The sequence below is a fragment of the Streptomyces sp. NPDC057694 genome (assembly GCF_042799415.1).
Taxonomy (GTDB): Bacteria; Actinomycetota; Actinomycetes; order Streptomycetales; family Streptomycetaceae; genus Streptomyces.
Genome location: NZ_JBHVIX010000002.1, coordinates 35,269 through 59,490 on the forward strand (window position 1 = coordinate 35,269; position 24,222 = coordinate 59,490).

Below are 24,222 nucleotides of genomic sequence, written 5' to 3' on the forward strand. Positions count from 1 at the left end.
CATGGCCAAGAACCCTACGACGCCGTACGACGTCGCCATCGTCGGCTTCGGCCCCGTCGGCCAGCTCCTGGCCCTGCTGCTGGGCCGGGCCGGTCACGACGTCATCGCCCTGGAGCGCTGGCCCCGCCCCTACGATCTGCCCCGCGCCGTGCACTTCGACCATGAGATCGGCCGCATCTTCCAGACCGCAGGCCTCGCGGAGGAAGTACACCGGGTCACCGATCCGGTGCCGGACCACTACGAATGGCGCAACGCCGCCGGCGAGGCGCTGGTGCGCATCGACTGGTCCGGCACCGGCCCCTCGGGCTGGCCCACCGCCAGCTTCTTCTCCCAGCCCGACCTCGAGGCCGTCCTCGCCAGGGCCGCCGAGAGCCTGCCCACCGTCACCGTGCGCCGAGGCTGCGAGGTCACCGGCGTTCAACACGAGGACGACTGCGTCCAGTTGACCACCACCGGCGCCGACGGTGACCAAACGGTCCGCGCCCACTACGTCATCGGCGCCGACGGGGCCAACAGCTTCGTCCGCTCGGCCATGGCCACCACGGTCACCGACCTCGGCTTCTTCTACGACTGGCTGATCGTCGACACCCAGCCGCACGAGCCGGCCGAGTGGTCCCCGATGAACTGGCAACTGTGCGACCCCGAGCGCCCCACCACCATCGTCTCCGGCGGCCCGGGCCGCCGCCGCTGGGAGTTCTTGCGGCTGCCGCACGAGAGCATCGAGGACCTCAACACCCTGGAGACGGCCTGGCATCTGCTGCAGCCGTGGGGACGCACGCCGCAGAACACCACGATCGAACGGCACACCGTCTACACCTTCCAGGCCCGCTGGGTGGACCGCTGGCGCGAGGGCCGGCTGATCCTCGCCGGTGACGCCGCCCATCAGATGCCGCCGTTCGCCGGACAGGGCATGTGCTCCGGACTGCGCGACGCGATCAACCTCGCTTGGAAACTCGGCATCGTCCTCGACGGCCGGGCCGCCTCCGCGCTGCTCGACACCTACACCTCCGAGCGCAGCGAGCACGTCCAGCACGCCATCGGCATGTCCATGGCCCTCGGCGAGGTCATCTGCGTCCTCGACCCCGACGCCGCCGCAGCCCGCGACCAGCGGATGATCGCAGCCGACGCCGACCCGCAGCACGCACTGCCGCCCACTCCGCCACCCGTCCTCGGCGACGGCGTCCTCCAGCGGACACCGGACGGTCGCCGCGCCCGCAACGTCGGCCACCTCACCCCGCAGTACGAAGTGACCCACCGGGGCCGCACCGCCCTGCTGGACGACATCACCGGCAGCGGCTTCACCCTGCTGACCGACGGAACGCACCCGCTCGACGCCCTGGACGCCGCCGACCGCGGCTTCCTCGCCGGCATCGGCGCCACCCTCGTACCGCTGTACGCAGACAGCCCCCCACCCGAGGGCTACCTGGACTCCCCCGCCGGCTATCTGCCCCACATGCGCGAGCACGGGCACGTCGCCGCCATGATCCGGCCCGACTTCTACCTCTTCGGCGCGGCCTCCGACGCGCCCGGACTGCACGAACTGGTCGGCCAGTTGCGCAAACAGCTACAGCACCCGGCGAGCTCCACCACCCGCTCCCTCTCGCCCGAGCCGCTCACGGCCGCCGCCGAGCAGTAGCCCCAACGCGCCCCGGAAAGCAAACCGTTCGGCTGCGGCACGCGCCCCTCACCGACGCTTTCGAAACCGCCGGCCGCAGGGCTGACGACCGCGGCGCACGGACCACCGCACAGTCCGTCCGCCGTTGCGCTCCCGGTTCACCACGAGCCGAGAGCACCGGCCGACGTCCGGGCCCTGCCGCCGCTGCCGCACGGCCCGGACGCCTGTCGGCGCCCCACGAAGACCTCTCAAGGACGTTCATGGACAAGACATCTCCCTCCGCCGCCGCGGCCGTGGCCGACATCGGCGACGGCGCCTCGCTGGCCGTCGGCGGCTTCGGCCTGTGCGGCATCCCCAGCACGCTCATCTCCGCCCTCCACGCCCAGGACGCGACGTCGCTGCGCGTGGTCTCAAACAACTGCGGGACCGACGACCACGGCCTGGGCATTCTGCTGGGCGCCGGCCGCATAGACCGGGTCACCGGCTCCTACGTCGGTGAGAACAAGGAGTTCGCCCGCCAGTACCTCACCGGCGAACTCGAGGTCGAACTTGTCCCGCAGGGCACGCTCGCGGAACGACTGCGCGCGGGCGGCTGCGGGATCCCCGCCTTCTACACTCCCGCAGGCGTCGGCACTCCCCTGGCCGACGGCGGTATCCCCTGGCGCCACCACGCCGACGGCACCGTCGCCACCGCCTCACCCGCGAAGGAGACCCGCTCCTTCAACGACCGTGACTTCGTCCTGGAGCAGGCCATCACCTGCGACTTCGCCCTCGTACGGGCGGCGCGCGGGGACCGGCACGGCAACCTCGCCTTCGACAAGTCCGCCCGCAACTTCAACCCCCTGGCCGCCATGGCCGGCCGGATCACCATCGCCGAGGTCGAAGAGCTCGTGGAGCCGGGCACCTTGAGCCCCGACGAAATCCATCTGCCCGGCGTGTTCGTCCAACGCGTCGTCGCGCTCACCGCGCAGCAGGCGTCCGACAAGCAGATCGAGAAGAGGACGGTGCAGCACTGATGGCCTGGAACAGGAACGAGATGGCCGCCCGAGCCGCGGCGGAACTGCGCGACGGCGACTACGTCAACCTCGGCATCGGCCTGCCCACACGCGTGCCCGGCTTCGTACCCGCAGGCGTCCAAATGGTGCTTCAGTCCGAGAACGGCATCCTCGGTACCGGCCCCTACCCAAGCGACGACGCCGTGGACCCCGACCTGATCAACGCCGGCAAGGAGACCGTCACCGTCCTGCCCGGCGCCGCGTTCTTCGACTCCGCCCTGTCGTTCGGCATGATCCGCGGAGGCCACATCGACACCGCGATCCTCGGCGCCATGCAGGTCTCCCAGCACGGCGACCTGGCCAACTGGATGATCCCCGGCAAGATGGTCAAGGGCATGGGAGGCGCCATGGACCTCGTCCACGGCGCCCGCCGCGTCATCGTGGTGATGGAGCACACGGCCAAAGACGGCAGCCCAAAGATCGTCCAGGAGTGCACGCTGCCGCTGACCGGCCGGGCCTGCGTCCACCGCATCATCACCGACCTCGCCGTCCTCGACATCACCCAAGCCGGACTCGTCCTGGCCGAGATGGCGCCCGGCGTCACCGCCGAGCAGGTCGTCGCGGCCACCGCGGCGCCACTGCACATGCCCCAGCCGGCCGGACTGACCCCGTGAGATCTTCCGCCGGTCCGGTGTCCCCGGACAGCCACCGGACCGGCGGAACCCCAGAACCCGCGGAGCCCATCGCCCAACCGCCCCACCCGCTCCGCCCCGGCCGCGTCCTGTCCGAGATTGCCCTGCCTCGCGGCCGGGGCGGTCACTCCCCTTCCTGCCACGCGCGTCTGCCGACCGGGCCAGCCGACACATCACCGGCCCGCACGCCTCCGCCTACTCCTGAACGGCGTTGCCACCCGTCGGCTCCCGCGACACGGCCTCGGCGCCCTCACGGACGCCCACGGGAGCCCAGCCCTCCGGGAAATCGGCCACGGCATCCACGGGCGCCGGTGTTCCCACGGCGGCCTGGAAGGCCCGCCCTATGCCAGTCCACGTGGTCGACTTCAACACGACCTCTTGATCAAAGACGCCGGGCGGCAGGGTGATCACGCCCTGCCTCTGCAGCGCGCGAATCTTGTTGAGCAGAGCCATCGAGTGAACCATCGTGAAAGCCACCAGGGGCACGGCGGCGCGGTAGCGCTCGAAGAGGCTGAACGCACCGGCTTCTTCACGACGGCCACGATCGTGGTGAACGACGTCGCCGTAAATCCAGGCCAACGCGAGCTTCCGGTCGGTGAGTTCCGCGCTCTCGCCCGTGTCCGTGTCCGTGTCCGTCATCATGACCGTGTAGCCGGGCTCCTGTGGATTCTCACCCACCCGTTCACGCCACGCTTTGCCGAAGGACTTGGCCCACTGGACTTCCTCCGGCACATCACGGCACAGCACCTTCAAGGCGCTCAGGGCCCATCAGCCCCAGCAGGGCGCGGCGGTCTGCACCAAGCGAGTGCTGCTCGACACGGCAAGCCCGGAGCACGAACGCTTCCAATAGGCCCTGGTGCTGAATTCGCACCTCTTCCGGTATCGGCCGGGACTCACCAGTCATGAAACTCCTCAAGTGTGCAACAGACATCGAAGGCAAGGCACAGCAAGGATGAAGCCGTAGCCGCCTCAAACCAACTCGTTTCCGGCTCCCCAGCACCGGCGTCGCAGAGGAACCGCCCGCCGTCCCCGCCCGCCGTCCCCGTCCCCGTCCCCGTCCCCGTCCCCGTCCCCGTCCCCGTCCCCGTCCCCGTCCCCGTCCCCGGGGATCCTGCCAAGGACACGGCGAAGGGCGCATCCTGACCGTGCGGGTCACCCCTGATGTTCCCGTGTACAGCGATTTCCCGAACGTCACTGTCTACGCCAACGCCAACGATGTGGGCGTGGCCTGGCCTGCGATCATGGAGAAGGCCATAGCGGGCCTGGAGCAGTTCTGGGACGACAAGAAGCGTGAGAACAACGCGCAGTTCCCCCAGAACAAGGACTTCCAAGGCAACCTTCTGACGGGCTATTCCCGTATCACCCAGGGCTCGTCGGCCGGCGACCGTGCCGAGTTGCTGGCCCAACTCACCGGTCGTACGGCAGAGACCCACGAACTGCCGACCCAGTACGACATAAAAGGCCGCAGCCCGGAAAAGCAACTCCTCGCCCATTTGCGGGAATTCACGGAAAGCGGCAGGCCGGTCGCCGTCGGTACGCGCCCGAAGGGAACAGGTGTGGAGAACAAATTGGAGAAGGACCTCCTGAGTTCCCACGCCTATGAGATCGTCTCCGTCGATGACAAGGGTCTGATTCAGTTGCGCAATCCGCACAACGCTAGGCATCCGCAGCCGCTGACCGCCGCAGAGTTCATGAAATACTGCAGCAATCAGTACACATCATTGGAGGATTAGCGGTGGGTGGACCAGACACGATCTGCCTCTGGCACGGGATTCAGCGCAATACGGGGGACGCAAGCTTCGCGGTCATGGATATCTACAGGGACTCTGACGGTTCGGTCAGGGTACGGCTCGGGATCGTCGCCGCCGAGGAGCGGTTCCACACCCTCCGCGTGGGTGAGACCTTCCCCGTGGGCGACGAGACGTGGCAGCTCGCCGAGTTGACGGGATGGCCGAGCGAGGACGACTGGATCGTGACGCTTCGACGTATCAAGTCCGCTCCGGCATGAGGCGACCCTCCCCCTCATCCATCATTCTCCGACCGGCGGACTGGTGCGGGGAGAAACGACGAGGAGCCGTCCGACCTGGGGTGATGGGAGTTCCGGCGCTTCCGGCACACCTGATCAGCAAGGCATCTCTCACGTACGCCCTGCCCCATTACAGTGGCGGACTCCGGGACCGGTGGCGACGAGGAGCGGCACAACTGTGGCATCGATGGGTATCCCTGCGGAAGAAGTATCCGATCGCGTGGGCGTCTGGTGGCGTGCGGGTGGGCGGGGTGGCAGTGTCGCCCATGTCGTCGCTCGGGCCGGGGCCGATACCGGGGCCGTCATGCGGCGGGTGCACGAGGACGTGCCGGGGAGCGTTCTTGTCGATGTCGCGGGGCTCACCGCCGAGCAAGTGATACACAAAACCCTGAGTTCGCTGGGAGTTGACTTGTCACCCGGTGAGCGGGGCGACTGGCGGTTCGCGCTCGGTTCCTGGAGCGAAGAGCGGTTGCTGGTCCTCGTCAACTCCCATCGCGCCGGGCTCACCCGACGCTCGTACGAGCCAGAACGGTTGCTGCACAGCACCCTCCCCCTGCTGGCGCGCGGGAAGCTGGCCGTGCTGACCGACGCCCGACCCGAGTTGCTGCCGTCAGGCGCTCCGGCCGAGGCCGTCTTCCGGCTGGCCGAACCGACCGACCTCGCACCCGCTCCTGACCTGCCGGCCGCCCTGCGCGCCCTCGCCCTGGCGGAGCCGCGCAGTGTGCCTCTGCCCGTGTGGGCAGAGCTTGTTGCCGCCGTGACCGGCGAGACCGTGGCAGCGGGCGAACTCACTGAGGTGGCCCGGACACATGCGGACGCCGTGCTGGTCGGGTCGCTCGGGGTCTCGTTCGTCGACGAGGCGGTGGCCGAGGTCCTCCGTCACCAGTTCGACTCCGCGGAACTGACCCGCGTCAATCGGCACATGGTGACGTGGTTGCTGCGCGCCTCCGCGGATTTCCGTCATCCGGAAGGGTGGGCCAAGGCCGGAGCCGTCGGGCTGTACGCGGCCGCCGGGCTCGCCATGCACGCCGTACAGGCAGGCACGTACGAGGAACTCCTGCGCGATGGAGGTGTGGTGGCTCATTTGCCGCAGGCCTCGGTCATGGACTCGGCGCGCAGTCGCAGCTTTCTCATCCCCGGCAACAGCCCCGCCTCCGACGCCCTTCATCTGTGGAACTGGGGAGTCGTTCCGCGCAGTCAGGGTGAGTGGGCCTCCTGGCTTCACCTCATGGCCTGGTCGCGTGACGATCTCGCCCTCGCCTCCTCGGTGGCTTCGTCCGGTGTCGCACTTCCCTGGCGGGTGCAGTGGGCCCGCTGGCGACTGCCCGGTGGATTCCACGCGCGTTTCCTCGAAGCGGGCAGGTTCGTCAGGCTGGCGGAAGTGCGCCGGCAGGGGCGGTCGGCCGTTGCCGGGTTGCAGAAGCGCGTGGCGGGCGGCTCGACGGACCCGTACGTCACCATCCGGGACGTGGAGACGGGTGAGCTCGTCGCCGGTCCGTGGGAGCAGGGGGAGATTCCGCAGGAACACGGCACGGAACTGACCTTGCCACCGGCGACAGCGACTGCCCCATCGGCCTCATCAGGCGCGCAGGGCGGCCAGGGCCCCGAACGACCCACTCGACTCGCCGAGTTGTTCGGTGCGTCGTCCCCTCCTCGGGACAACAGTGCGTTCCTGCTTCCCTGCGCCCCGCTTCTCGTAGGCGATGTCCTCGTGTTCGGGGGCGACCTGGGACTGCTCGCCATTCAGGCGGCGAACGGTGTGGACCCCTCGGTCCTCTCGGACACCTTCGGCTCCCGCCAGCAGCCGCTTTCCTGGGGGTACTCGGACGCCGGTCCCAGCACCCCTGTCGATGCCGCGCCTTCCAGCCACAGCGATCTGATCGCGCTGTTCGGCGAAGAAGACATCTTCGAGGCCGAACCCGAGGAACTGCCGGACGAGTTGACCCATCAGGGAACTCGCGACCTCTTCACCGACTTCGGCCTGCCGGACATGGACGAGGGCGATCTGGCGCTCTTCCCCTACGGAGACGGCGAGGTCGAACTCTTCGACGAGGTCGACTGGCCGGACGATGTCGAATCCGTGGCGGAACGCGGGCCCTTCTTCCAGATCGGTACATGGATGGGCGGCGAGATCGTCGTCGACGGACCGACGGGGCACATCCTGCGCGTACCGACCGGCCCCGACGAGGAGCAACTGGCCGGGCTGCCCGCCGCACGGAGTCTGGAGAGCTTCCTCACCATGGTCGCTCTGTGGGTGACAGGGCTGCGCACCCGCGCCCTCCTGCCTCCGGGCAGCCCCGAGCGCGGACAGATCACGTACTGGGTCCTGGGGGCGCTGGCCGACGTCGATGCGGCGGGCGGAGAACAGCCCGCCTGGTCGTACGTGCTCCACAACGAGTAACACAGCTAGGACGAATGGCACGGTTGCAGCGAGCGACATGGCTGCGACGGCGCGTCAGTCAGGCGATCAGGTCAGGCAGAGAGGCGTCCGACCAGCCGCCTCGGACAGGTCGGGCAGGCTCTCGTCGATCCGGGCCCGCAGGTCAGGCAGGGGCCGGGGACCGATGCGGTACTGGGGCCCCTGGCGGCCATCAGCCCTCCGGCCGCCTCCCGATCCTCCCTGTCCTTTCGAGGAGCCTCGGCCGGCAGGTCCGCCAGAACCAGGAAGACCACGGGCCGTACTCGGTGGGTACGTCCCGCCACGGAACACCGGTCCGAACCCGGAAGCGTATGCCATCGATCAGTTGCCGCCGAGGCCACAAGGGCGGTCGCCCCGCCTTCGTGCCCCGTGGCAGCAACGGCTCCAGCACCGCCCACTGCTCATCCGTGAGATCTCCCCGCCCCATGAACCGAGATCATTCATTACTCAAGATCCACTTTCGATACACGACCTAGAACATGGTCAGAAGGTGATCCGTGGGCCCGTAGTCGATCTTCCAGTCGGCATAGACCCCCGCGGCGCCGTCCTTCTGGCACCGCAGCCCAACGGTCACCCAGCGGACCGACCCGTCGCCAGAGAGCGAGAACGCGACTGCTGTCTCGAACTCCTCGCTCCCGCACAGGCAACAAGCCTCGCCAGGATCCGCGTCCTCCCAGAACTCCCCGCTATCGGCGATGAACGCGCGACTGCCGCAACCAGTGCATACCCGCTCGGCTCCGCCCTCGACATCGTCAACGAGCACGAAGAACACGCGCCCGCCACACCCGCCGGAGACGGAAGGAACGATCTTCACCGGACGGCCGTCGACAGCGTTCCGGAGATACGCCGCGAACTCCGCAGAGACACCCTCACCAACCTGATCATCAGCATGCACAGGCACATCGTTCCAGACGCGCGAACCCAGCACCCATCCCCCTTGACCAAATTCATAGGGGCACCCCCGCCGCAGAACGGCCGAGGACTTAAGCGAGGATGCGACGTCCGATTGCAGCAGCGAAAGCCCGTGGCGGTGTCGCAGCGGGTCCGGCATCATCCCTGTGTGATTGTGATGCAACCCGTTCTGGAGATCGTCGCTGCCGACGACTTCGCGCTCTGGCCGGTTAGCGAGCACGAGTCGTACGGCTACCTAGTGCTGGACGGGGAGCTGACTCCGGCGGAGGTCGGCACGGCGGTTATGCGGATCGCCGACAGCAACAACTTCACGTCGGAGGAGGAGCACGGGCCGTGCCCGACCGACCCGCTCGGCGCGTTCCTGCACGGGCTGCTCACCATGCCCGACCTGATCGCCGCCGGCGGGTTCCGGGTGGCCGACATAGCCACCGACACCGTCTTCGTCGAGCCGGGCTGCTGCAACGGCCTGGAAACCTGGCGGGACTGGCTGGAGGTGCTCGACGGTACCGGCTGCTCCTACTTCGGCCACGACCCGTCCTCAGCGGCCGAGCGTATCGGCGACACCGTCCGGCTGACTCTCGACGCCCACGCGAAGGACGGCAGCCCGGTGATCGAACTGCCGGTGGACCAGGTGCGCGCGCTCGTCACCAGTGCCGAGGCGGACTTGCGGAACTTCCACAGCCTTGCTGGAACCTGGGCCGAAGAACATCTGCCGACACACGCAGTCGCCGTCACGGCCGCCTTGGCCCGGGCACTGGACCTAGAGCTCACACAATGACCAGCTTCCTGACCCACCGGGCGCGCGTGCACGACGCCCGACTCCCTCTCTATCGGCGGCACAGCGCGCTGCGCACATGCCTCACCGTTTTCGCTCCCTACGGCCTGCGGGCGACATACCACCACCTCACGCTCAGCGCCGCGATCCCCCGGCATCTGGAGACGGACCCGGACGCGCTGGCGCGGGCGGTGGAGGAACTGCACGAGGCACGTGTGCTGTGGCTCGTGCGGGCAGAGGAGTACGCCGTGCAGCGTCGGGCGGAGAAGCAGGCCGGGCGGCGGGCTGTACCGAACCCTCGGCCGTGGTGGCTACGGAGCTGGTGGGAGAGCCCGGAACGTGCATGGTTCGAAGACCCGCGTCGCCACCCGTCGCTGCGACTGTCCCAGTACGTCCGGCGGCAGAATGCGCTTCTGAACGGCGCCGATCTGCCCGGATGCCCGGCTTGCGGAGACGAGGGACCACCAGTGCTGAGCTCGACCGGGCATGGCTGGGTCGAGCTGTGCCGTGGGTGCGCGTGGGTGCTGGCGCCATGTCCGTGCGGCCAGCGGCACCGGTTCGTACCAGAGACCCCATTCAACTGGAACGGGATCTGGCAGCGGGCGCACATGAGCGATGACGGCATGCCGAACCCACACTGGCCCGCGAGATAGCCACTCGGATGCGGCACGGCGAACGCTCGGGAAGCCAAAGCCCGTACACCACGACGAACCCACGCGCAGGACCACCACAGCCATCAGCCGACCTACAGATTCCGGCCTCCCAACGCTCAGGATTCCGGAAACCCCCGCGCCTTCAACCGATCCAAGGCCGACCAGGACCCGGCCACCTGGCTGCCCCCGTTCGCCGGCGACCGCTGCCAGCACGACACAGACTGGATCGCCACCAAAATGCGCTGGCAACTCGCTATCGCCCCAGCAGAGAAGACCACGCTCGACAGGGAACTCGCCTCCTGCCCGAACGCCCCGCTGACCGTCCCTTCGCACGGTGACAGCCCGGGAACCCTAAACTCGCAGAACCGGGGAGCACGGGACCGCTATAGCCTGCTTCGTGCGGTGCGGGCCATCGACGAGACTTGCGGCCCGCACCGCATCTTGGTCAGCTGTCGCGCTGGCAACTGGTACCGGGCTGGCGGCCGCATCTCGCCGTGCGGATCACAGCGCACGTCCAGATACGGAACACGGCACGGGCCACCGGCGGTGGGGGTGCGTTCAGGGTGGGCCAAGATTTATTGCCGGTCGCGGTATGCCCCGAAGCCGAGATGCATATGAGCACACGTCAGAGGCCCCTCTGTGCGGGGAATCGACGGCGAATCGACGGCGAATCGCGCTGTGGCGTTGATCGCCGCGTCCACTCCCGTACGCGATGCGGCCAGATCCCCCGAGCAGGCGAAGACAGCAACCGCGTACAGGCCACCGCCGGGATACCGGAGCATTCCCACCTCCATATGCGGTCCGGGCAGCGTTCGGGTCTTCGCCACGACCGTCACAGCCTAGTGAACCCCGGACACCAACCGGCGGCGAAACAAATGCTCGGCGCGGTTTACCTCTCACACCGGACGGAGGCGATCGCACGACGGGCCGCCGAGCGGCAATAGCACCTGTGGCGTCTTCCGTCAGGCGCCCGAGAGTGCCAGAAGCGCACCGCGTCGGGCCCGCGGTCCGACATGAAGGGTCAGCTTGACGGACCGTCCGTCCTGCGCAGGTCGCTGACGGTTACGCCGAACTCGTGTTTGAGCGCACGTCCGAGGTGCTTGCTGTCCTGCACGCCCCACCGTGCCGAGATCGCGGCGGTTGAATCCGCGGCAGCGGCTTCGAGAAGATCCCGACGGATCCGCACCAGGCGTTCGTGCCGGACCCATGCGGCGAAGGTCAGATCACAGCTCTTGAAGAGGGAGTGAAGGTGCCGTACGGAAATGTGGTGCCGGCGAGCGACTCGTTCCGCGGTCAGCCGGGGGTCCCCGAGATGGGCCAGCGTGTAGGCGCGCATACGGTCGAGAAGGTCGCTGGCGACCGATGCCTGTTCAGGGGACGTGTCGGCGAAAGCGGCCAGGATAAGTGCGGTGAGCGCGTCGGCCAGGTGCGTACGCGCGGCCCTCTGGCAAGGCGGATCCTCGTCGGCCGTCCGGAAGGCGTGGCTGATGAGTCTGGCGATTCCTCCCTGCGTTGACAAAGGTGACGCCGTGCGCGCGCTGATCGTGTCCGCATGTCTGCCGAGGTTTGCGCGGGGAACACAGAGGACGGTCATGTCAATGGAGTCGGCGCCTATGAGCCGGTACGGCCGGGTGTTGTCGCAGGCAAAGAGCTCACCGGACTTCACCGAGGTGCTTCGGTCACCCTGAATGGCCGTCACTGCGCCGTGGTGGTGCAGATTGAAATGCATCCACTCGGTGTCACCGGACTTGATGCAGCGGTTGTCCCTTGTCACCGTCGCCGCGTCTGCCTGGATACGCGCGACGACGAGGGGCCCGATGTCCGCGTGATCGACTACGGCCTCGAATGCGGGCTTTCCGGCATCGTTCACCCGCAAGGGCGCGAACAGAGCAGAGGCAAGAGTCTCGAACGACTCGGTTCCTTTGAGCCGGTAGCCTTCACGACCTGTCATGCCCGTGCACCCCCAACGCCCGACGCAGCAATTCTACTTGTGTCCGCACACGTTGTGCGCGGTTTGGGTGCCGCTGTGCACGCAATGGTGCGCGTGGGAGCGGCGTCCCGCTTACGGTCGTTAAACGAGTGCCACAAGTCGGGGGATCATCACTCGGCGGTGTCCCGGCAGGGTTCGAGTGACAAGAGTTCAAGGAAATCAGGGGGAACACATGCGCGGTGTCACACCAAGATCACGGGCGGCAGTACGAGATTCGGCCTCCGTGGCCGGCCGATGGGGCGCGGCCACAGGGCTGGGTGACGAACGACACGGGCACCGTCGGAGGTGGGCGCGCGGCATCGTCGCCGGATCGGCGAGCCTGGCCGCCGTCTTGGCGCTGTGCGGAACGGCCACCGCCGACCCGGCACTCGTCGGAGGCTCCGCCGGGCAGCCCAGAGGATCGCAGCTGACCTCCGCAGAGGCCACGGCCCTTCAGAACCGCGTGGATGGCTACATCGCCGACGTGGGCGGCACCCAGATCGCCGCCAACCGCATCCGACTCGGTACGGGAGCCGTGCTTACGCTCGCACTCCCGAGCAGGGCCGACGCGGACCGGAGTGACATCGCTCAGGCAGCCTCCTATACATGCCGCTACGGACATTTCTGCGCCTACAGCGACGTGAATTGGTCCGGCGACGTCATCGACATGTACTACTGCGCCGACTACAAGATCCCGTGGTTCGGCAACGGGTCGTGGATCAACAATCAGACCCCGGGAACTCAAGCCGGATTCAAGGACAACGACTTTGTTGTCCGCTGGGCCGACTCCGGCGCCTATTCCTCGGACGACGTCGCCGACTGGTCATGGGTCCACACCGTGAAGAACTGCTGACGCCCCCTCTCTCACCCAGCTCTGAACGAGCAGGAAAGGCACCTACCGGTCCGGAAGAACCATCGAGGCAATCAGGAGGAGAGATCTTGAAAACACCCCGTCCCGTCGCCGCGGCTCTCGGCTGCGCCACTCTGATCGTCATGTGCCTGAGCGGCGCGGGCGCAGCCGAGGCGTCGACCGCAACTGACGCCTACTACGGCTGTCCCGCTGGAGCGGTGTGCGTCTACGGCCAGGACCCCGCGAAGGAACCGGCCGGCCCTCCTGACCCCAACAGGATCACCAACATCTACTACAGCTACGGCGCCCACAACCTGAGCAATCAGTACGGCTACCACTGGGTCGCCAACAACCAGACGGGCGGCTCGAACGCCACCTTCGACGTGTGCCGGGGTTACAACGGCGTCGACTGCACGTTCGGCGGCATCCCGCGCGTCGCGTGGCACGTCGACCTGACTCCCATCAACTCGATCGTTCTGAATCGGCCCTGAGCTTCGCCTTTGTCCCTGCGGGCTGGAAGGGTCCGATGGCCGTCCCTGGTCGTGTGCTCGGACCGCCAGAGACTGACCGACTGGGTGCGCCTCCGCAGAGGTCGGTACAACAGCCCCAGGTGAGACGCCCAGCACGCTCGCCGCCCGTCAGATCCAATGCCTGCTGCGAGAACGCCGATCCGGACCCGCTCTGGCGGGCCTACGCACCCGCCCCTTCGATCTCGACCACGCCTTCCGGTTCCTCCGTCAGAAGCTGAACTGGCGGCGCCTCGGCCACGCCCCCTGAGCAGGCCGGCCGATGGGCCTGGCTGATCATCGCCGCCGGCACTTTGCCGTCACTGTTCAGGCATCGATGGTGTCTTTGAGGACGTCGCAGGTGTTCTGGAATTCATCCATCAGCCGGGAGGCCTCTACAACCAGAACACCGTAGGGTCGCGTGGAATCGGCCAGGGGGAGCCTGCTCTCCTGCGCCGAGTTCAAGACCTTCTGCAAGGCTTCCTGCGCTTGCGTCGCCAACTCGCACATCTCGTCCGCCTGTTCTGCGAGCGTGTCGCCGTCCAGTTCGGCGACGACGTGCGCGATATCGCGCAGACACAGCGCGAAGTCCGCGTAGGTCTTGAGGGTGGGAGCGTAGGTGTACGTGTCTTCCGTGTCGCGCCACTGGCCCAGGCTCCGCGTCAGCGAGCCCAATTGGTACACGGCCCGTTCCAGGGCGTTGACGCTCTGGTGGTATCGGCTGAAGGTGAGATTGCCGCGGTGGGACGGGAGCAGGCGCCGCGGGTTGAAGAGGATGCTGTTCTCCACTGTGCTCAGGCCTGCCCGCGCCTGGCCGACGGCGCGCTGTGCACGTTCGCCCGCGATACGCCACTGCTGGGCGCGTTCTGCGTCGACGTCTCCGGTGCACAGGCCGTCTGCCATGTCGTCGAGCAGGATCTCGATCTCGCTGGCCAAGGCGTGGAGCCCGTACTCGGCGCTGCGATAACGCAGTGGAGGTGCGATGCACAGGTTCACGGTCAAGAGAGGAGAAATCTCTGGCCTCCTCCGGGGCCGCCGCGATGACCAGACGAGCCTCACGAGGCGCGTCGATGACTTCCCGGGCACGGACCATCTGGCGCCGTTCGGAGCGCACGGCAAGCACCGACGGGACGGCCTTCCACAAGGGGTGCCACGCGCGGGCGGACGGCTGGTCAGGCTCATCCCCATTGCCGGTTGATGGTGATCCTTCTCCGATCATCCAGCAGGCCGGTGAACACGACGGAGGACTCCCCCTTTGCCCAGTTCATCCGCATTTGATATTCCGCGTCGGAGAAGAATTCCAGCGTCTCCGCGAAGCACGATCTGATGAGTTCTAGGTCGGCCACCGAAAGGTTCCGAGAGGGGAGGAACTCTCCCCAGCCCCTGAGAAAATCCTCCACCTCGGCCTTGGTGCGCCCGAGCCGTGCGACCCAGTCCGCATCAGGGAGCCCGCCTACGACGTAGTCAGCCTCCACGATCGTGTCACGTATCAACTGATGCTCTCGTGGCGACGCGAGGAGCATCTCGTACGCTTCTCCGGACCAATTGAGATTCATTGACTGATCTGCACTCCGGATTTTTTGGTGAAATACTCCGGCGAAGCGCGGAAAACTGATCCGCTAGGGACGGCAGGGGTGCCGCCCCGGAAGATGTACACGCCCCTCTCCTTATCGTATCAAGCCTCACCCCCACCATTGAGCAGCGGGGTTCCGGGCACACTGGTGACGTGATCCACATAATCGGCGAGTGCGTCCGCGCCTCCAGGCGTTCTGGAGTCCATTCCAGGGATAATGTGGCTCGTTTTCCCGTCGATGATTTCCTGCTCATTATGGAGCACTGTCTGGAAAGCCGCGTCGGAGCACGTTGCCATCGAGTTGTGCACAAGTACCGGTGTGCGACCCGCCAGCACATAGTAGGTGTGCAGTTGCTGGACCGTCAGGTTGTACATGTCGGCGGTGCCGTTGCGTACCGTCGTCTCGACGACACTGACGCGACGGTTCTCCGCCGTGATGAGCTTATGGCCCGGCGTGAGGCTGGCCGCGGGGACCCAGGCACCGGCCGTCTCGTCCCAGAAGGGATGCCCGGCGGTGGTGTGCAGCGTTTTGAATTTACCTGCTACGCCTCGCACCTTCAGGTCGACGAGGTCGCTGTCTTTATGGACAAGGCGAGCAGCAACCTCCCGCGCTCCTTGGTGGCGGCCATTCTGAGGGTTGGCTGCTTCGACCTGTTCGCCGGGTTTGATTTTGCTGATCGGCTTGGTCTTGCCGTTCTTCAGAAGAACTTTGGTGTCTGCTCTGAAGCTGCAGATCAGTCCGATCGATCGCAGCGCTGCGACGCTCTCCGGTGCTACCTTCTCGGCCATAGCCAGGAAGCGGGCGCTGGTGGCGGCCTTGCCGAGCCCCCAGGTGGCGACGGTCAGTAGGTCAGTGATGACTGCTTCTGTGCAGTCCCCGTGTCCGGTGATGCATCGAATGTTGACCTTGATGCCGAACGGGTCGTCGCCTTGCGCGAGCAGACCGGCCTTGTCCGCGTGTTTACAGAAGGCCACCCAACTCTTGCCGTCGGGCCCTGAGTTACAGGAGTTGAAGACCCACTTCTGGAACCGGTAGGCGTAGGTGTCTGTATTGGGATCGCCGGATGTGAACTCGGAGAGCTCTTTGTACTTGGGGACGCGGATTCCGTCGACCAGCGGCTGCCCGTCGGGGGCCTTTCCGACGGCTTGGATGGTACCGCTGGACGTCTTGCCTTTTCCGGTACTGCTGCTTTTGCCGTCGCTCCACGTTCTGTTCCATTGCTTCTCAGGCTTCTGGTTCCCGAGTTTTCCGCCGTCGTCGGGGACGCAGCGTCCATTGCCCGGGTCGAGGCACATGCCGGTCGCAGCGAAGGTTGAGCGTTCTCACCGAAGATTGAGTGGCCCACCCGTGGTCCGGGGTGAGGCCATCATGACGGGCGCGGACGTGGCCTCTGGGGAGCTCGTTCACGCGCTAGGGATGAATTCCGGGTTGATGCCAAGAGAGGCGGTCGCTTCGCGTACCGCACAGTCGAAGCGGCGGATCTCCGCGACCAGGTCATCCCAGGACATCGGGGCGGTCCAGAGGTCCGGTTCGAGCACCGTCCCGACCCTCCAGCCGTCATCGGAGCGGACGATGCGGATGACTCCACGCTCTGCCCAGTCCATCGAGTCGAGGTCGAAGTTGCCCCGGTCTTCCTCTGGGACTTGGAGCCATCGCGCCAGTTCATAAGCCAGCTCGGCAACCTGGAAGAGCTCCTCCGACCACAGTGTTCGGCCGTCCTCCTCGATGGACAGGTCCGCCTCGATGTCCAATAGCAGGGCCTCGACCGGCGCGTTGCCCGGCGTGTAGCCGCGCTTGGACAGGTCCTGGGCCCCGATGTTGTGAAAGACGAGCCGCATGAAAGTGGCCTCCAGATGGTTCGGGGCCTGCTTCGGGTCGAGGGCCGCCAAGGGCAGACGACCGTATCAAGTCTCTCGGCGCTGACCACGTAGCTATCCAACGCTCGCTCTCGGCCGTTCCCTCACCGCGAAGATCGAGCTGAGGAAGAAGACGACGCCCAAGGTTCGATGAGAACGCTCAACCTTCGCTGCGACGGGTCAGGATCATTGAATGTCGGACCACCGGACTAATCTCGGACGCAAGCCCGACTCCCACGACTTCCCCAACGACCTGCTCGCCGCACAGAAGCACGCCGCCACCCTCTACGCCGAGCTGCACCACTTCGCCATACGCCCCCACTCTGCCCTGGTCCGTGGAACCCTCCGACGGGTGGGAGTCGCCCGAGGCACCGCACGGCGGGAAGGTCGCCGGCTACGCATCGGCCCGGCCCGACTCCCCGGCTGGAACGATGACGACAAGGTCACGTACGAGCAGCTCTGGCGCGACCTGGAGACCGCCACCGCCAAGGTCTCCACCCACCGCCACTGGTCCACGTACAGCGGCCCTGACCTGGTGGCGGCGCGGATGGCACTCAAGCATCACCCCGCCACCCCAACAACCCATGAGCTGCACCGGAGGCCCTGCCTTTATGCGGCTGTTGCACCGCGACCACCCGAACGGGAATGCCGTTCGATCAGCAAACGCCACGATCGATACGGCAACTGCCCCTGAAGCGGAGTCGGTCCGGAGCCGCGATGAGCCCTGAAGGTCCCGCGGGCGGCATCACGATGTCGAAGAGGCCACCCAACGGGCGGTGACACTACCGTCGTCTCCCGGCACGACCGCCTCTAGGCGAACCGCGTCCCCTGCCGGCCACGGGAATACCCCGAACTCCTGTCCTGGGGCTAGGTCACCGTCGTCCGGCAAGGGGTCATCCCATTGCACGGTGAGGGTGTGGAGTTCTCTGTCGCCGGCCAGCGGGAAGATCACCACGTCTGCTCCGTCATCGTCCGATTGGGCCCGTCGTGCGGCCTCCACGGCACGCGCGACCTCGCCCCGAGAGGTCGCGTGGATCTGTAGATCGATGAAGGCGGAGATCAGCGCCTGACGTTTCACCGATGCGGCCACCGAAGAGAGGTCGTCGGCTGCCACGAGCCACAACCGGTGACCGAGTCTTCCGCCGGCCCAGCGCTCCACGACAAGCGTCCGGGCTTCCTGTTGCTGTGCGGACGACCTGACGGCCAACTCCCCGGCCACCTCGGTCCAGAAGGTGTCATCGGCGTGCCGTGAGACGTGCACTTCCTCGTCTTCGTCCTGCTCCTGGTCTCCCAGGACGAAAAGACCCATCTCCTCGATCTCATCGAGAGACGCGAGGGCTCGCTCAGGGATCTGTACGTGCATGTAGAAGTCGAAGCCCATCATCATGCACATCTCCTCGCTGTCGAACCAGGCAGCGGGAGTGTCTCCGGACATGTGTCCCCTGAGCATCCGCAGGGCTGAGGTCTTGTCGACGATTCGGCCCTCGTGCACCTCTCCGAGCCAGGCCGGCGGAGGGTTGTGCAGGAAGACGTTCCGCAGGGTGAAGTGCGAGGCGCCGGCCGCTCTCGCGAGGATGTCGGCAGCCGCGATGTAACGGTCCTCGGTCCGTTGATACTCCTCAGCCGTCAGGATGCGTCCGTCGAAGGACGCGCCGATGTCGGAATGGTCGGTCCAGTCGTCGATGTCGCCCCGGCGTCTGGCCTCGTCGTACTTGCAGAGGACGTAGGAGTGGAGCTTCACGGGGCTCGTATCAGGTGGCGCCCCGTTTTCGTGGCCGGCGGGACTGTTCTGACGGCCGGTGTCTTCGCTGCATGACATGCGTCGGAACTCCTCTGGGCGCGCTGCGGTTGTCGTCAGCGCCGCACGTCGTTTCCACCCGTGGGACCGTGCCCCGGGGCTGGACTCGCATTGTGCGCCTGCGACCGGACAGTGCGCACCTCGATATGGGGACGGTTGGTTTGCTGGAGGAGCGGGAGCGGGGTGCCGGAGGCGCGTTGAGGTGCTGCGTCAGGAAACCGACCCGGTTCTTGCCGAGCTGCGCGACGCGGAGTTGCTCCGGGAGCGGTTCGTCGTGCTCGGTGTCTCAGCAACTCCGAACTGTACGAGAGGCCCTGTCCTCATGCACGGACACGAGCAGATTCATCCGATCCGGCAGCCGCTTTCGATCGCACCGCACTCAAGACCGATAGAACAACGGCTTCTCAGCATGGCCGCTGAGGGCGGATCTGCGTGCTGCCCAACGGGCACGACTATCGCGAAGCGCCAACTGGTCAAACGGGATCGGTGAACGAAATCGGCTTGCCGGTTGCGTGGGCGTAGGCGATTTCCCTGCTCGTGGACTCACCGATGTACCCGCCAGGATTGACGACCAGAACCCGGTCAGCCAGGTCGATCTTGCGCAGGTGGAGGGCGTCCAGCACTGTTCTGTGCTTGTCGGTGATCAACTCGTCTGCTTCGCCCGGCGCGACAACAATGACCCCTGCGAAGGTCAGATCGCGGTTCACTGCACGCATCTCGTCCACGAACCGAGCAGAGCCACAGATACAGACGACCTCAGGTTGGTCGGACACGGCTCAGCCCTTCGCTCGAACGGAACACCGCCACCGTGCACGTTGGCATCACAAACATTCGCACGAGCCAGCAGTTTCGAATCTCGTCGATGAGTCCCATGGCTGACCCTCCGTCCCCTGCACTGCGTTGGCAAGAGGTTAGTGGGTGGCACTGACATCAGTGAGGTCGTTCGGTAGTGCTGGCTTGCGAGCGCCCGACCCAAGCCTGATGTTCTGAGGCGACGTGCAGTTCCTCGCGGAGGCGGCCGCGCAGGACACCGACGCGGGTTCGACCCTCCAGGACCTGCAGTCCGCTGCCCGCTGGATCCACGAGGCATCGGTCGATCAGGAGCGGCGGGCGCAGCCACGTCCCGTGGTCTTCCCAGTGCCGGCCGACTTCCAGAGGCCGCACCGTGACCCAGTGCACCGGGTTCTGTGCGAAGTGCTCGATCAGTCCGGCGTCGCTCTCGCCGGTCGGCACGGTGTGAAAGCCCGCTGCCGGGATCGTCTCCAGCGTCCAGGTGATCGTGCTCAGATCGAGGTCTGCGTAGTCGTCCACGAAGGGGCCGTGGTCGAAGAGGAAGTCCCTCAGTACGTCGTCCGGCCACTGCAGGGCGGCCAATGCCGGGTCGGCGCGGAAGCGTTCGAAGCTGAGGCCGCCGTCCTGGCGGCGCTCCATCAGCGAGCTGAGGTCGTTGAGGTTCATGCCGTCAGATCTACCGGAGATTTCCGACGGTGTTCCCCTCCGACCTCGGTGTCGTGACGCTCCCGGGGGAATCAGCCACAACAACTCCGGGGCCCGCAGCGTTCGGTCGCCGGTAGGTCCAGGTCTAGCTCGTGCAGTATTGCTCGGGCGGACTGGGCCTGCTGATTGGCGGCGCCCGGCTCCGTGAGCAGGGTCCGTAGGCGATCGCGTGCCAAACGGGCCCGTTCTCTCATCGCGCCGGGAGAGGCAGAGGGTTCGGCGGGCGTCGCGATCGTCAGGGCCATTGCTGCCTGCGCCGTAGCGAGCAGATGTTGTTCCTCACGCGGGGACTTGGTGCGTCGAGACAAATCTCGGCTCGCTAACGCAGCTGCGCGCTCCGACTCTGGTCGCCCGCCTGTTCCAGGGCGCCCTCGTAGGCTTGCAGGGCCGTGATGACTGTGGCGCGCTCCGCGGGATCGAGGCCACGCATGACGCGTTTCCAGGCGAAGGCGCTGGCAGAAAGCCATTCGCTGATCGGTGCGACATAGGCAGGGGCGATGGCGACGATGCGGCGGCGACGGTCGGCGGGATCGGCGGTGCGCTGCAGGACGCCCGGCCGTGACAGCTCGCTGACCATGAGGCTGACCGTCGTCGGGGCCACCTCCAGCCGAGCGGCCAGCTCGTTGATGCTGGTGGGGCCGTCGTACTCCAGGTGGGCAAGCAGTGCGAGGTGCCGCGGCGCCAGGTCCAGACCCTGGAGCGCCAGAGGCATGGGAAGGCGCTTGGCCCGACCGACAAGGCGCGGCATGAGCAACAGCAGAGTGCGGACAGCCTCGTTGACGGCTGGTCCGTCCGATTCCGTGGACATCAGACACCTCTCCAGATACCTTTACAGACAAAGGCTTTGGATTCAAAGGGAATGAGCCCACTATGCCGCATCTGACCGTCCACCTTCCAGAGAAGAGGCTGGCCGGGAACGAATCCATGCTCGTCGTCGCACTGACCGACGCTGTGGTCAACGTCTATGGCGAATGGGCCCGCGAGCTCGTAAGCGTCCGCCTGGCCGGAGTCCCCGCAGGCCGTTTCGCGCAGGGCGGCAAGGCCGTGGATACGAATGCCTCCGTGGTTCTGGGTGTCCGTGCCGGCGTATTCGACCGGCCCGACGCCGCCCAGATCACCGCGCGCCTCGGCGTCGCACTCACCGACGCGATCACGCGCGTCGCCGGCGATGACCTCCGCGCCGGCACCATGGTCGAACTCGTGGCGTCACCGCCAGAACGTACCTTCGTCGGCGGCGCCCTCGCCGTGTGACCCCGGTTCGGGCCGGAAGCTGAGAATGCATTCCTGGCCGCAGGCCAGAGGGTGCCGTGTGCGTTCGTCCGCCCCGACCTGCGAGTGCTATCCGGTCCACCGGGGTCAGCCTTCGGTCGCACGCCAAATACCGCTGTGGATGGACGATTTAAAAGCGGGCGGCTTCGATCAACTGGCTCGCTGATCAACAACCTAGCCGCCCACGCAAGACAAGAATTCTTGTTCCCTGCAGAAGACCCACCCCCAAGTGCAATCCGCTCCGCCGGGCCCTGTTCCCCAGACGGATCACTCATCACAGACGCCGCCAGCGGTCGATGGGGAGCACCCGATCCAGGCCGCTTTCACGCAGGATCCGCTGAATGGTGTCGTCCAGGGTGTTGGCCGCGTCGATGACGGTCTCCAGGGCACCAGGGAGCAGGTCCTTGCGGAACTCCGCTGCGGCGCCCGCGCCCCGCGGGTGCCAGCGGCAGCCTTGTGTCCCGCATTCCCGATTTCGGCGCTGTACGGGGCTCACTTGTCAGCCGAGCGTCCACTCGCCGTTGAGCAGTTGCCACTTGTCCGCGTCGTCTCCTGGCATACCCGTGACACGCAGCGGCTTGCCGTTTTCCTCCTTGGCGATCGTCAGGGACTGGTCTCTGCTGGCGTCCTGATGGGCCCGTCACGAACTCTGCTGGAGTCGCTCCGCAGCCTGAGCAGGCGTGTCGTAGTAGCCAGGCCGTGCCAGCAGGACCGAGCTGAAGTGGTAGCCCTGCTCTTCCTCGGGCTCATCGTCGGCCGCGAACGGACGCCAGAAGCTCAGCAGCAAGTCCGGGGCAATGAATGAAGCATCGTCGTCAGGATCTTCCTCAACCGAGGTGAACTGGCCCATGCACTGGACAACCTCGCGGGCCGGAAGCGCGAACACGTCCACACCCTGAAACAACACTCGGTCCGTCCGGGACGACGGCCTTCCCAACTCGATGGCTTCAAGCATGTCTCGCATGCAGTGGATGCTGATCATCAGTCCGCTGAGACGGAAGACGTGCTGCCCCGGCCGATCAGACTCCGAGACCGCGGAGAGATCGCGGAGCGAATCCAGCGCCGTGTTGGCCGCGTGCCGAGTCATACCGATCCGCAACGGGCCAACGCCGGTCGGTGGGGCGAGGTCGAAGTCCATGTGGGCATGATCCCAAGCAGGTCTGTCAACGAGTCACGAAGGGCCACCCAGCGCCAGCAGGTTACAGAGCGTGAGATCTCCACAGAAGTTGGACCAGAACCGGAACTCGCCCGCATACTCACTGTTTCGCAGTGCGGGGGACGTAAGCCGCCTTCCCTGTCCCTTGGCCACGATGTTGACCGCCGCGAGCGTGGCGAGTCACGGGGCTGACGGAAAACCACATGCTGCGGTGATCCGCGCTCTGCCAGGCTGACGGGCCATGGCTGCTTAAGGGTTGTCCCGCAATCGCCTCACCCTGTGGCCACACGCGAGGGGCAACTCTCAGTCGCCCTCCAGGTGGAGTTCAAGACTCGCGGCTTCAGCGCAACGCTCGGCCAGCCCGCGAATCTGCTTCAGGAGGTCTCGCTCTCCCTGCCCCATCACGAGGTCACAGGTGGCATCGATCTCGGAGAGGAACTGGGGCATGTCTGCCGACGTAAGGATTCGGGTGCGGTACGGGTCCACGCGGGCGAGCATCGGCAGACTGCTATTCGCGCACACAACGGAGAAAAGGTCCGCCCCGTCCGGGACAAAGTCCACCGTGGTCAGTCGACGCTTCTTGGGGCTCGTTCCTCGCTGCGCCACCTGCATCAGCAGCACGTCAACACCCATTCCTCATACCTCTTCCAGCACCCTGGACCGTCATCAAAGGGCTGTGGAACGGGTTCCAGGACTCCGTCCGCGGCCAAGACGGCGTCCACCCTGTCGCGCCAGGATCGTCTCATCCGCGGCCACCCTCGCCATCTACAGGACAGCCCTTACGACCTCGTGCATGATAAGCGCTGTCGCAGAATCAGCGCAGGTCAGCGGTTCGGACTGAGCGTTGGAACGATCTGCTGACCTGGGGCGATGCTTATCGTGCACGAGGTCGTTAGGCGTCTTGTCCTGTGCGCCACGCCATGGCCCGGCGCAGTTGATCAAGGTCCAGGCCGGCCTCATCAGCGAGAGCAGGACCGTTGAAGCTTTCTCCCTTGTCTTCAAGAATCCAGTCGATCCGGGACGCCCATACCTCGACCTCGTTATAGGGGCGTGCGCCGTAGTGCTCGATCAGGGCGGCGACATGACCGTGCCCACAGCCGACAACCATCCGAGTCCCCTCCAACAGCGGGTCTCCGGCATGCTCGGACGAGGAGTCCCGCACGATCTCGTTGATGCGCTCGCTGGTTGGTGTGACCGCACCGCACCAGTCGCAGACGCTCTGCCCAGGCCGCAGGAAGGGTTCCGGGGCACAGCCCAACACCGCCTTGCCGGGCGTCGCGAACAGACCGAGGGCGTGCTCGACCCGAAAGTGAGTGACGGCGCGGCGCACGCTGCTGCCTCCGGCGAGATTGAACGTCCCGCCGCGACCAGTGACCGGCAGACGCAACCCGGCAATCACCTTGATGCCAGACCAACTGAAGCGCGCCACGCCACTGAGATCCACGACGACAGACCTGTACCCCTGCCCTACAAGTCGGGTCAGTGGATGACGCAGTTGTCGCAGGCTGAGGGCGCCGACATCTCCGGTCACGGTGAGAACGTGCGTCCCGTGCGCCGCCGCACGGCTGGTCCACTGCATTGCTCTTCGACTCCTGAGAGCGTCGGTCCGCAACGCGAGCACGGCCACACGAACGTGGACACCGCGCCGTTGCGAAACAGC

Annotated in this window: 28 protein-coding genes; 12 read left to right on the plus strand and 16 right to left on the minus strand. The window is 66.4% G+C overall.

Annotated elements, in window-relative coordinates; genetic code table 11:
* The first annotated feature begins 1 nt into the window (after position 1).
* From ACFVDP_RS06855 to ACFVDP_RS06865, 3 genes are all read left to right on the plus strand, one after another.
* The gene (locus tag ACFVDP_RS06855) at positions 2–1,636 is read left to right on the plus strand and encodes a bifunctional 3-(3-hydroxy-phenyl)propionate/3-hydroxycinnamic acid hydroxylase (RefSeq protein ID WP_383484532.1); all 1,635 of its coding nucleotides are present in this window, start codon (positions 2–4) and stop codon (positions 1,634–1,636) included.
* 239 nt (positions 1,637–1,875) lie between these two features.
* On the plus strand, positions 1,876–2,631 hold the full coding sequence (locus ACFVDP_RS06860; RefSeq protein WP_383484535.1) for a CoA transferase subunit A: 756 nt from the start codon (positions 1,876–1,878) through the stop codon (positions 2,629–2,631).
* The gene (locus ACFVDP_RS06865) at positions 2,631–3,284 is read left to right on the plus strand and encodes a CoA transferase subunit B (RefSeq protein WP_383484539.1); all 654 of its coding nucleotides are present in this window, start codon (positions 2,631–2,633) and stop codon (positions 3,282–3,284) included. The genes ACFVDP_RS06860 and ACFVDP_RS06865 overlap by 1 nt, the downstream gene beginning before the upstream one ends.
* A gap of 213 nt (positions 3,285–3,497) precedes the next feature.
* Here ACFVDP_RS06865 and ACFVDP_RS06870 read toward each other — a convergent pair whose 3' ends face one another.
* Positions 3,498–4,034: a hypothetical protein gene (locus tag ACFVDP_RS06870; protein ID WP_383484542.1), complete on the minus strand. Its 537-nt coding sequence runs from the start codon at positions 4,032–4,034 to the stop codon at positions 3,498–3,500.
* Between the two features lie 437 nt (positions 4,035–4,471).
* On the opposite strand from ACFVDP_RS06870, the gene ACFVDP_RS06875 reads away from it, so the two are divergent.
* From ACFVDP_RS06875 to ACFVDP_RS06885, 3 genes are all read left to right on the plus strand, one after another.
* Positions 4,472–5,035, plus strand: coding sequence for a C2 family cysteine protease (locus ACFVDP_RS06875; protein WP_383484545.1), 564 nt, complete (start codon positions 4,472–4,474; stop codon positions 5,033–5,035).
* Between the two features lie 2 nt (positions 5,036–5,037).
* Complete coding sequence (locus tag ACFVDP_RS06880) at positions 5,038–5,310, plus strand: DUF6406 domain-containing protein (protein ID WP_383484548.1); 273 nt, start codon at positions 5,038–5,040, stop codon at positions 5,308–5,310.
* A 427-nt stretch (positions 5,311–5,737) separates the two neighbouring features.
* On the plus strand, positions 5,738–7,729 hold the full coding sequence (locus ACFVDP_RS06885; protein ID WP_383484551.1) for an SUKH-4 family immunity protein: 1,992 nt from the start codon (positions 5,738–5,740) through the stop codon (positions 7,727–7,729).
* Positions 7,730–7,919: 190 nt separating this feature from the next.
* Here ACFVDP_RS06885 and ACFVDP_RS06890 read toward each other — a convergent pair whose 3' ends face one another.
* Together ACFVDP_RS06890 and ACFVDP_RS06895 are read right to left on the minus strand one after the other, a co-directional pair.
* Positions 7,920–8,174, minus strand: coding sequence for a transposase (locus ACFVDP_RS06890; RefSeq protein ID WP_383484553.1), 255 nt, complete (start codon positions 8,172–8,174; stop codon positions 7,920–7,922).
* A gap of 45 nt (positions 8,175–8,219) precedes the next feature.
* Positions 8,220–8,642 (minus strand): hypothetical protein, encoded by a 423-nt coding sequence (locus tag ACFVDP_RS06895; RefSeq protein WP_383484556.1) that lies wholly within the window; start codon positions 8,640–8,642, stop codon positions 8,220–8,222.
* A gap of 111 nt (positions 8,643–8,753) precedes the next feature.
* On the opposite strand from ACFVDP_RS06895, the gene ACFVDP_RS06900 reads away from it, so the two are divergent.
* Positions 8,754–9,437: a hypothetical protein gene (locus tag ACFVDP_RS06900; protein ID WP_383484559.1), complete on the plus strand. Its 684-nt coding sequence runs from the start codon at positions 8,754–8,756 to the stop codon at positions 9,435–9,437.
* On the plus strand, positions 9,434–10,087 hold the full coding sequence (locus ACFVDP_RS06905) for a hypothetical protein (RefSeq protein ID WP_383484561.1): 654 nt from the start codon (positions 9,434–9,436) through the stop codon (positions 10,085–10,087). The genes ACFVDP_RS06900 and ACFVDP_RS06905 overlap by 4 nt, the downstream gene beginning before the upstream one ends.
* A gap of 1,021 nt (positions 10,088–11,108) precedes the next feature.
* Here ACFVDP_RS06905 and ACFVDP_RS06910 read toward each other — a convergent pair.
* Positions 11,109–12,038 (minus strand): helix-turn-helix domain-containing protein, encoded by a 930-nt coding sequence (locus ACFVDP_RS06910; RefSeq protein ID WP_383484563.1) that lies wholly within the window; start codon positions 12,036–12,038, stop codon positions 11,109–11,111.
* Between the two features lie 262 nt (positions 12,039–12,300).
* On the opposite strand from ACFVDP_RS06910, the gene ACFVDP_RS06915 reads away from it, so the two are divergent.
* Together ACFVDP_RS06915 and ACFVDP_RS06920 are read left to right on the plus strand one after the other, a co-directional pair.
* Positions 12,301–12,909: a hypothetical protein gene (locus ACFVDP_RS06915; RefSeq protein WP_383484565.1), complete on the plus strand. Its 609-nt coding sequence runs from the start codon at positions 12,301–12,303 to the stop codon at positions 12,907–12,909.
* An 86-nt stretch (positions 12,910–12,995) separates the two neighbouring features.
* A complete protein-coding gene (locus ACFVDP_RS06920; RefSeq protein ID WP_383484568.1) occupies positions 12,996–13,397 on the plus strand; it encodes a hypothetical protein in 402 nt (133 codons plus the stop codon).
* 342 nt (positions 13,398–13,739) lie between these two features.
* Here the strand turns inward: ACFVDP_RS06920 and ACFVDP_RS06925 are convergent, their stop codons facing one another.
* The 4 genes from ACFVDP_RS06925 to ACFVDP_RS06940 form a co-directional block, all read right to left on the minus strand.
* The gene (locus ACFVDP_RS06925) at positions 13,740–14,414 is read right to left on the minus strand and encodes a hypothetical protein (RefSeq protein WP_383484571.1); all 675 of its coding nucleotides are present in this window, start codon (positions 14,412–14,414) and stop codon (positions 13,740–13,742) included.
* A gap of 176 nt (positions 14,415–14,590) precedes the next feature.
* Positions 14,591–14,935, minus strand: coding sequence for a hypothetical protein (locus tag ACFVDP_RS06930; protein ID WP_383484574.1), 345 nt, complete (start codon positions 14,933–14,935; stop codon positions 14,591–14,593).
* A 152-nt stretch (positions 14,936–15,087) separates the two neighbouring features.
* The gene (locus ACFVDP_RS06935) at positions 15,088–16,281 is read right to left on the minus strand and encodes a polymorphic toxin-type HINT domain-containing protein (protein WP_383484577.1); all 1,194 of its coding nucleotides are present in this window, start codon (positions 16,279–16,281) and stop codon (positions 15,088–15,090) included.
* Positions 16,282–16,389: 108 nt separating this feature from the next.
* Positions 16,390–16,875, minus strand: a complete 486-nt coding sequence (locus tag ACFVDP_RS06940; RefSeq protein ID WP_383484580.1) for a hypothetical protein — start codon at positions 16,873–16,875, stop codon at positions 16,390–16,392.
* 160 nt (positions 16,876–17,035) lie between these two features.
* Between ACFVDP_RS06940 and ACFVDP_RS06945 the strand changes: the two genes are divergently transcribed.
* On the plus strand, positions 17,036–17,536 hold the full coding sequence (locus ACFVDP_RS06945) for a hypothetical protein (RefSeq protein ID WP_383484583.1): 501 nt from the start codon (positions 17,036–17,038) through the stop codon (positions 17,534–17,536).
* A gap of 51 nt (positions 17,537–17,587) precedes the next feature.
* On the opposite strand, the gene ACFVDP_RS06950 is transcribed toward ACFVDP_RS06945, so the two are convergent.
* The 4 genes from ACFVDP_RS06950 to ACFVDP_RS06965 all read right to left on the minus strand — a co-directional run bounded on the left by ACFVDP_RS06950 (position 17,588) and on the right by ACFVDP_RS06965 (position 20,945).
* Positions 17,588–18,583, minus strand: a complete 996-nt coding sequence (locus tag ACFVDP_RS06950) for a hypothetical protein (protein ID WP_383484585.1) — start codon at positions 18,581–18,583, stop codon at positions 17,588–17,590.
* 530 nt (positions 18,584–19,113) lie between these two features.
* Complete coding sequence (locus tag ACFVDP_RS06955) at positions 19,114–19,356, minus strand: hypothetical protein (RefSeq protein ID WP_383486012.1); 243 nt, start codon at positions 19,354–19,356, stop codon at positions 19,114–19,116.
* A gap of 214 nt (positions 19,357–19,570) precedes the next feature.
* Positions 19,571–20,098 (minus strand): hypothetical protein, encoded by a 528-nt coding sequence (locus tag ACFVDP_RS06960; protein WP_383484587.1) that lies wholly within the window; start codon positions 20,096–20,098, stop codon positions 19,571–19,573.
* A 358-nt stretch (positions 20,099–20,456) separates the two neighbouring features.
* Positions 20,457–20,945 carry a MarR family winged helix-turn-helix transcriptional regulator gene (locus tag ACFVDP_RS06965; protein ID WP_383484590.1) on the minus strand — a complete coding sequence of 163 codons (489 nt, stop codon included), beginning with the start codon at positions 20,943–20,945 and terminating at the stop codon, positions 20,457–20,459.
* A 62-nt stretch (positions 20,946–21,007) separates the two neighbouring features.
* On the opposite strand from ACFVDP_RS06965, the gene ACFVDP_RS06970 reads away from it, so the two are divergent.
* A complete protein-coding gene (locus tag ACFVDP_RS06970; RefSeq protein WP_383484593.1) occupies positions 21,008–21,388 on the plus strand; it encodes a 4-oxalocrotonate tautomerase family protein in 381 nt (126 codons plus the stop codon).
* A 292-nt stretch (positions 21,389–21,680) separates the two neighbouring features.
* Here the strand turns inward: ACFVDP_RS06970 and ACFVDP_RS06975 are convergent, their stop codons facing one another.
* From ACFVDP_RS06975 to ACFVDP_RS06990, 4 genes are all read right to left on the minus strand, one after another.
* Positions 21,681–21,902, minus strand: a complete 222-nt coding sequence (locus ACFVDP_RS06975; RefSeq protein ID WP_383484596.1) for a hypothetical protein — start codon at positions 21,900–21,902, stop codon at positions 21,681–21,683.
* A gap of 144 nt (positions 21,903–22,046) precedes the next feature.
* Positions 22,047–22,544, minus strand: coding sequence for a hypothetical protein (locus ACFVDP_RS06980; RefSeq protein WP_383484599.1), 498 nt, complete (start codon positions 22,542–22,544; stop codon positions 22,047–22,049).
* Between the two features lie 321 nt (positions 22,545–22,865).
* Positions 22,866–23,183: a hypothetical protein gene (locus ACFVDP_RS06985; RefSeq protein WP_383484603.1), complete on the minus strand. Its 318-nt coding sequence runs from the start codon at positions 23,181–23,183 to the stop codon at positions 22,866–22,868.
* A 271-nt stretch (positions 23,184–23,454) separates the two neighbouring features.
* Complete coding sequence (locus tag ACFVDP_RS06990) at positions 23,455–24,141, minus strand: STAS domain-containing protein (protein ID WP_383484606.1); 687 nt, start codon at positions 24,139–24,141, stop codon at positions 23,455–23,457.
* Positions 24,142–24,222 lie beyond the last annotated feature (81 nt).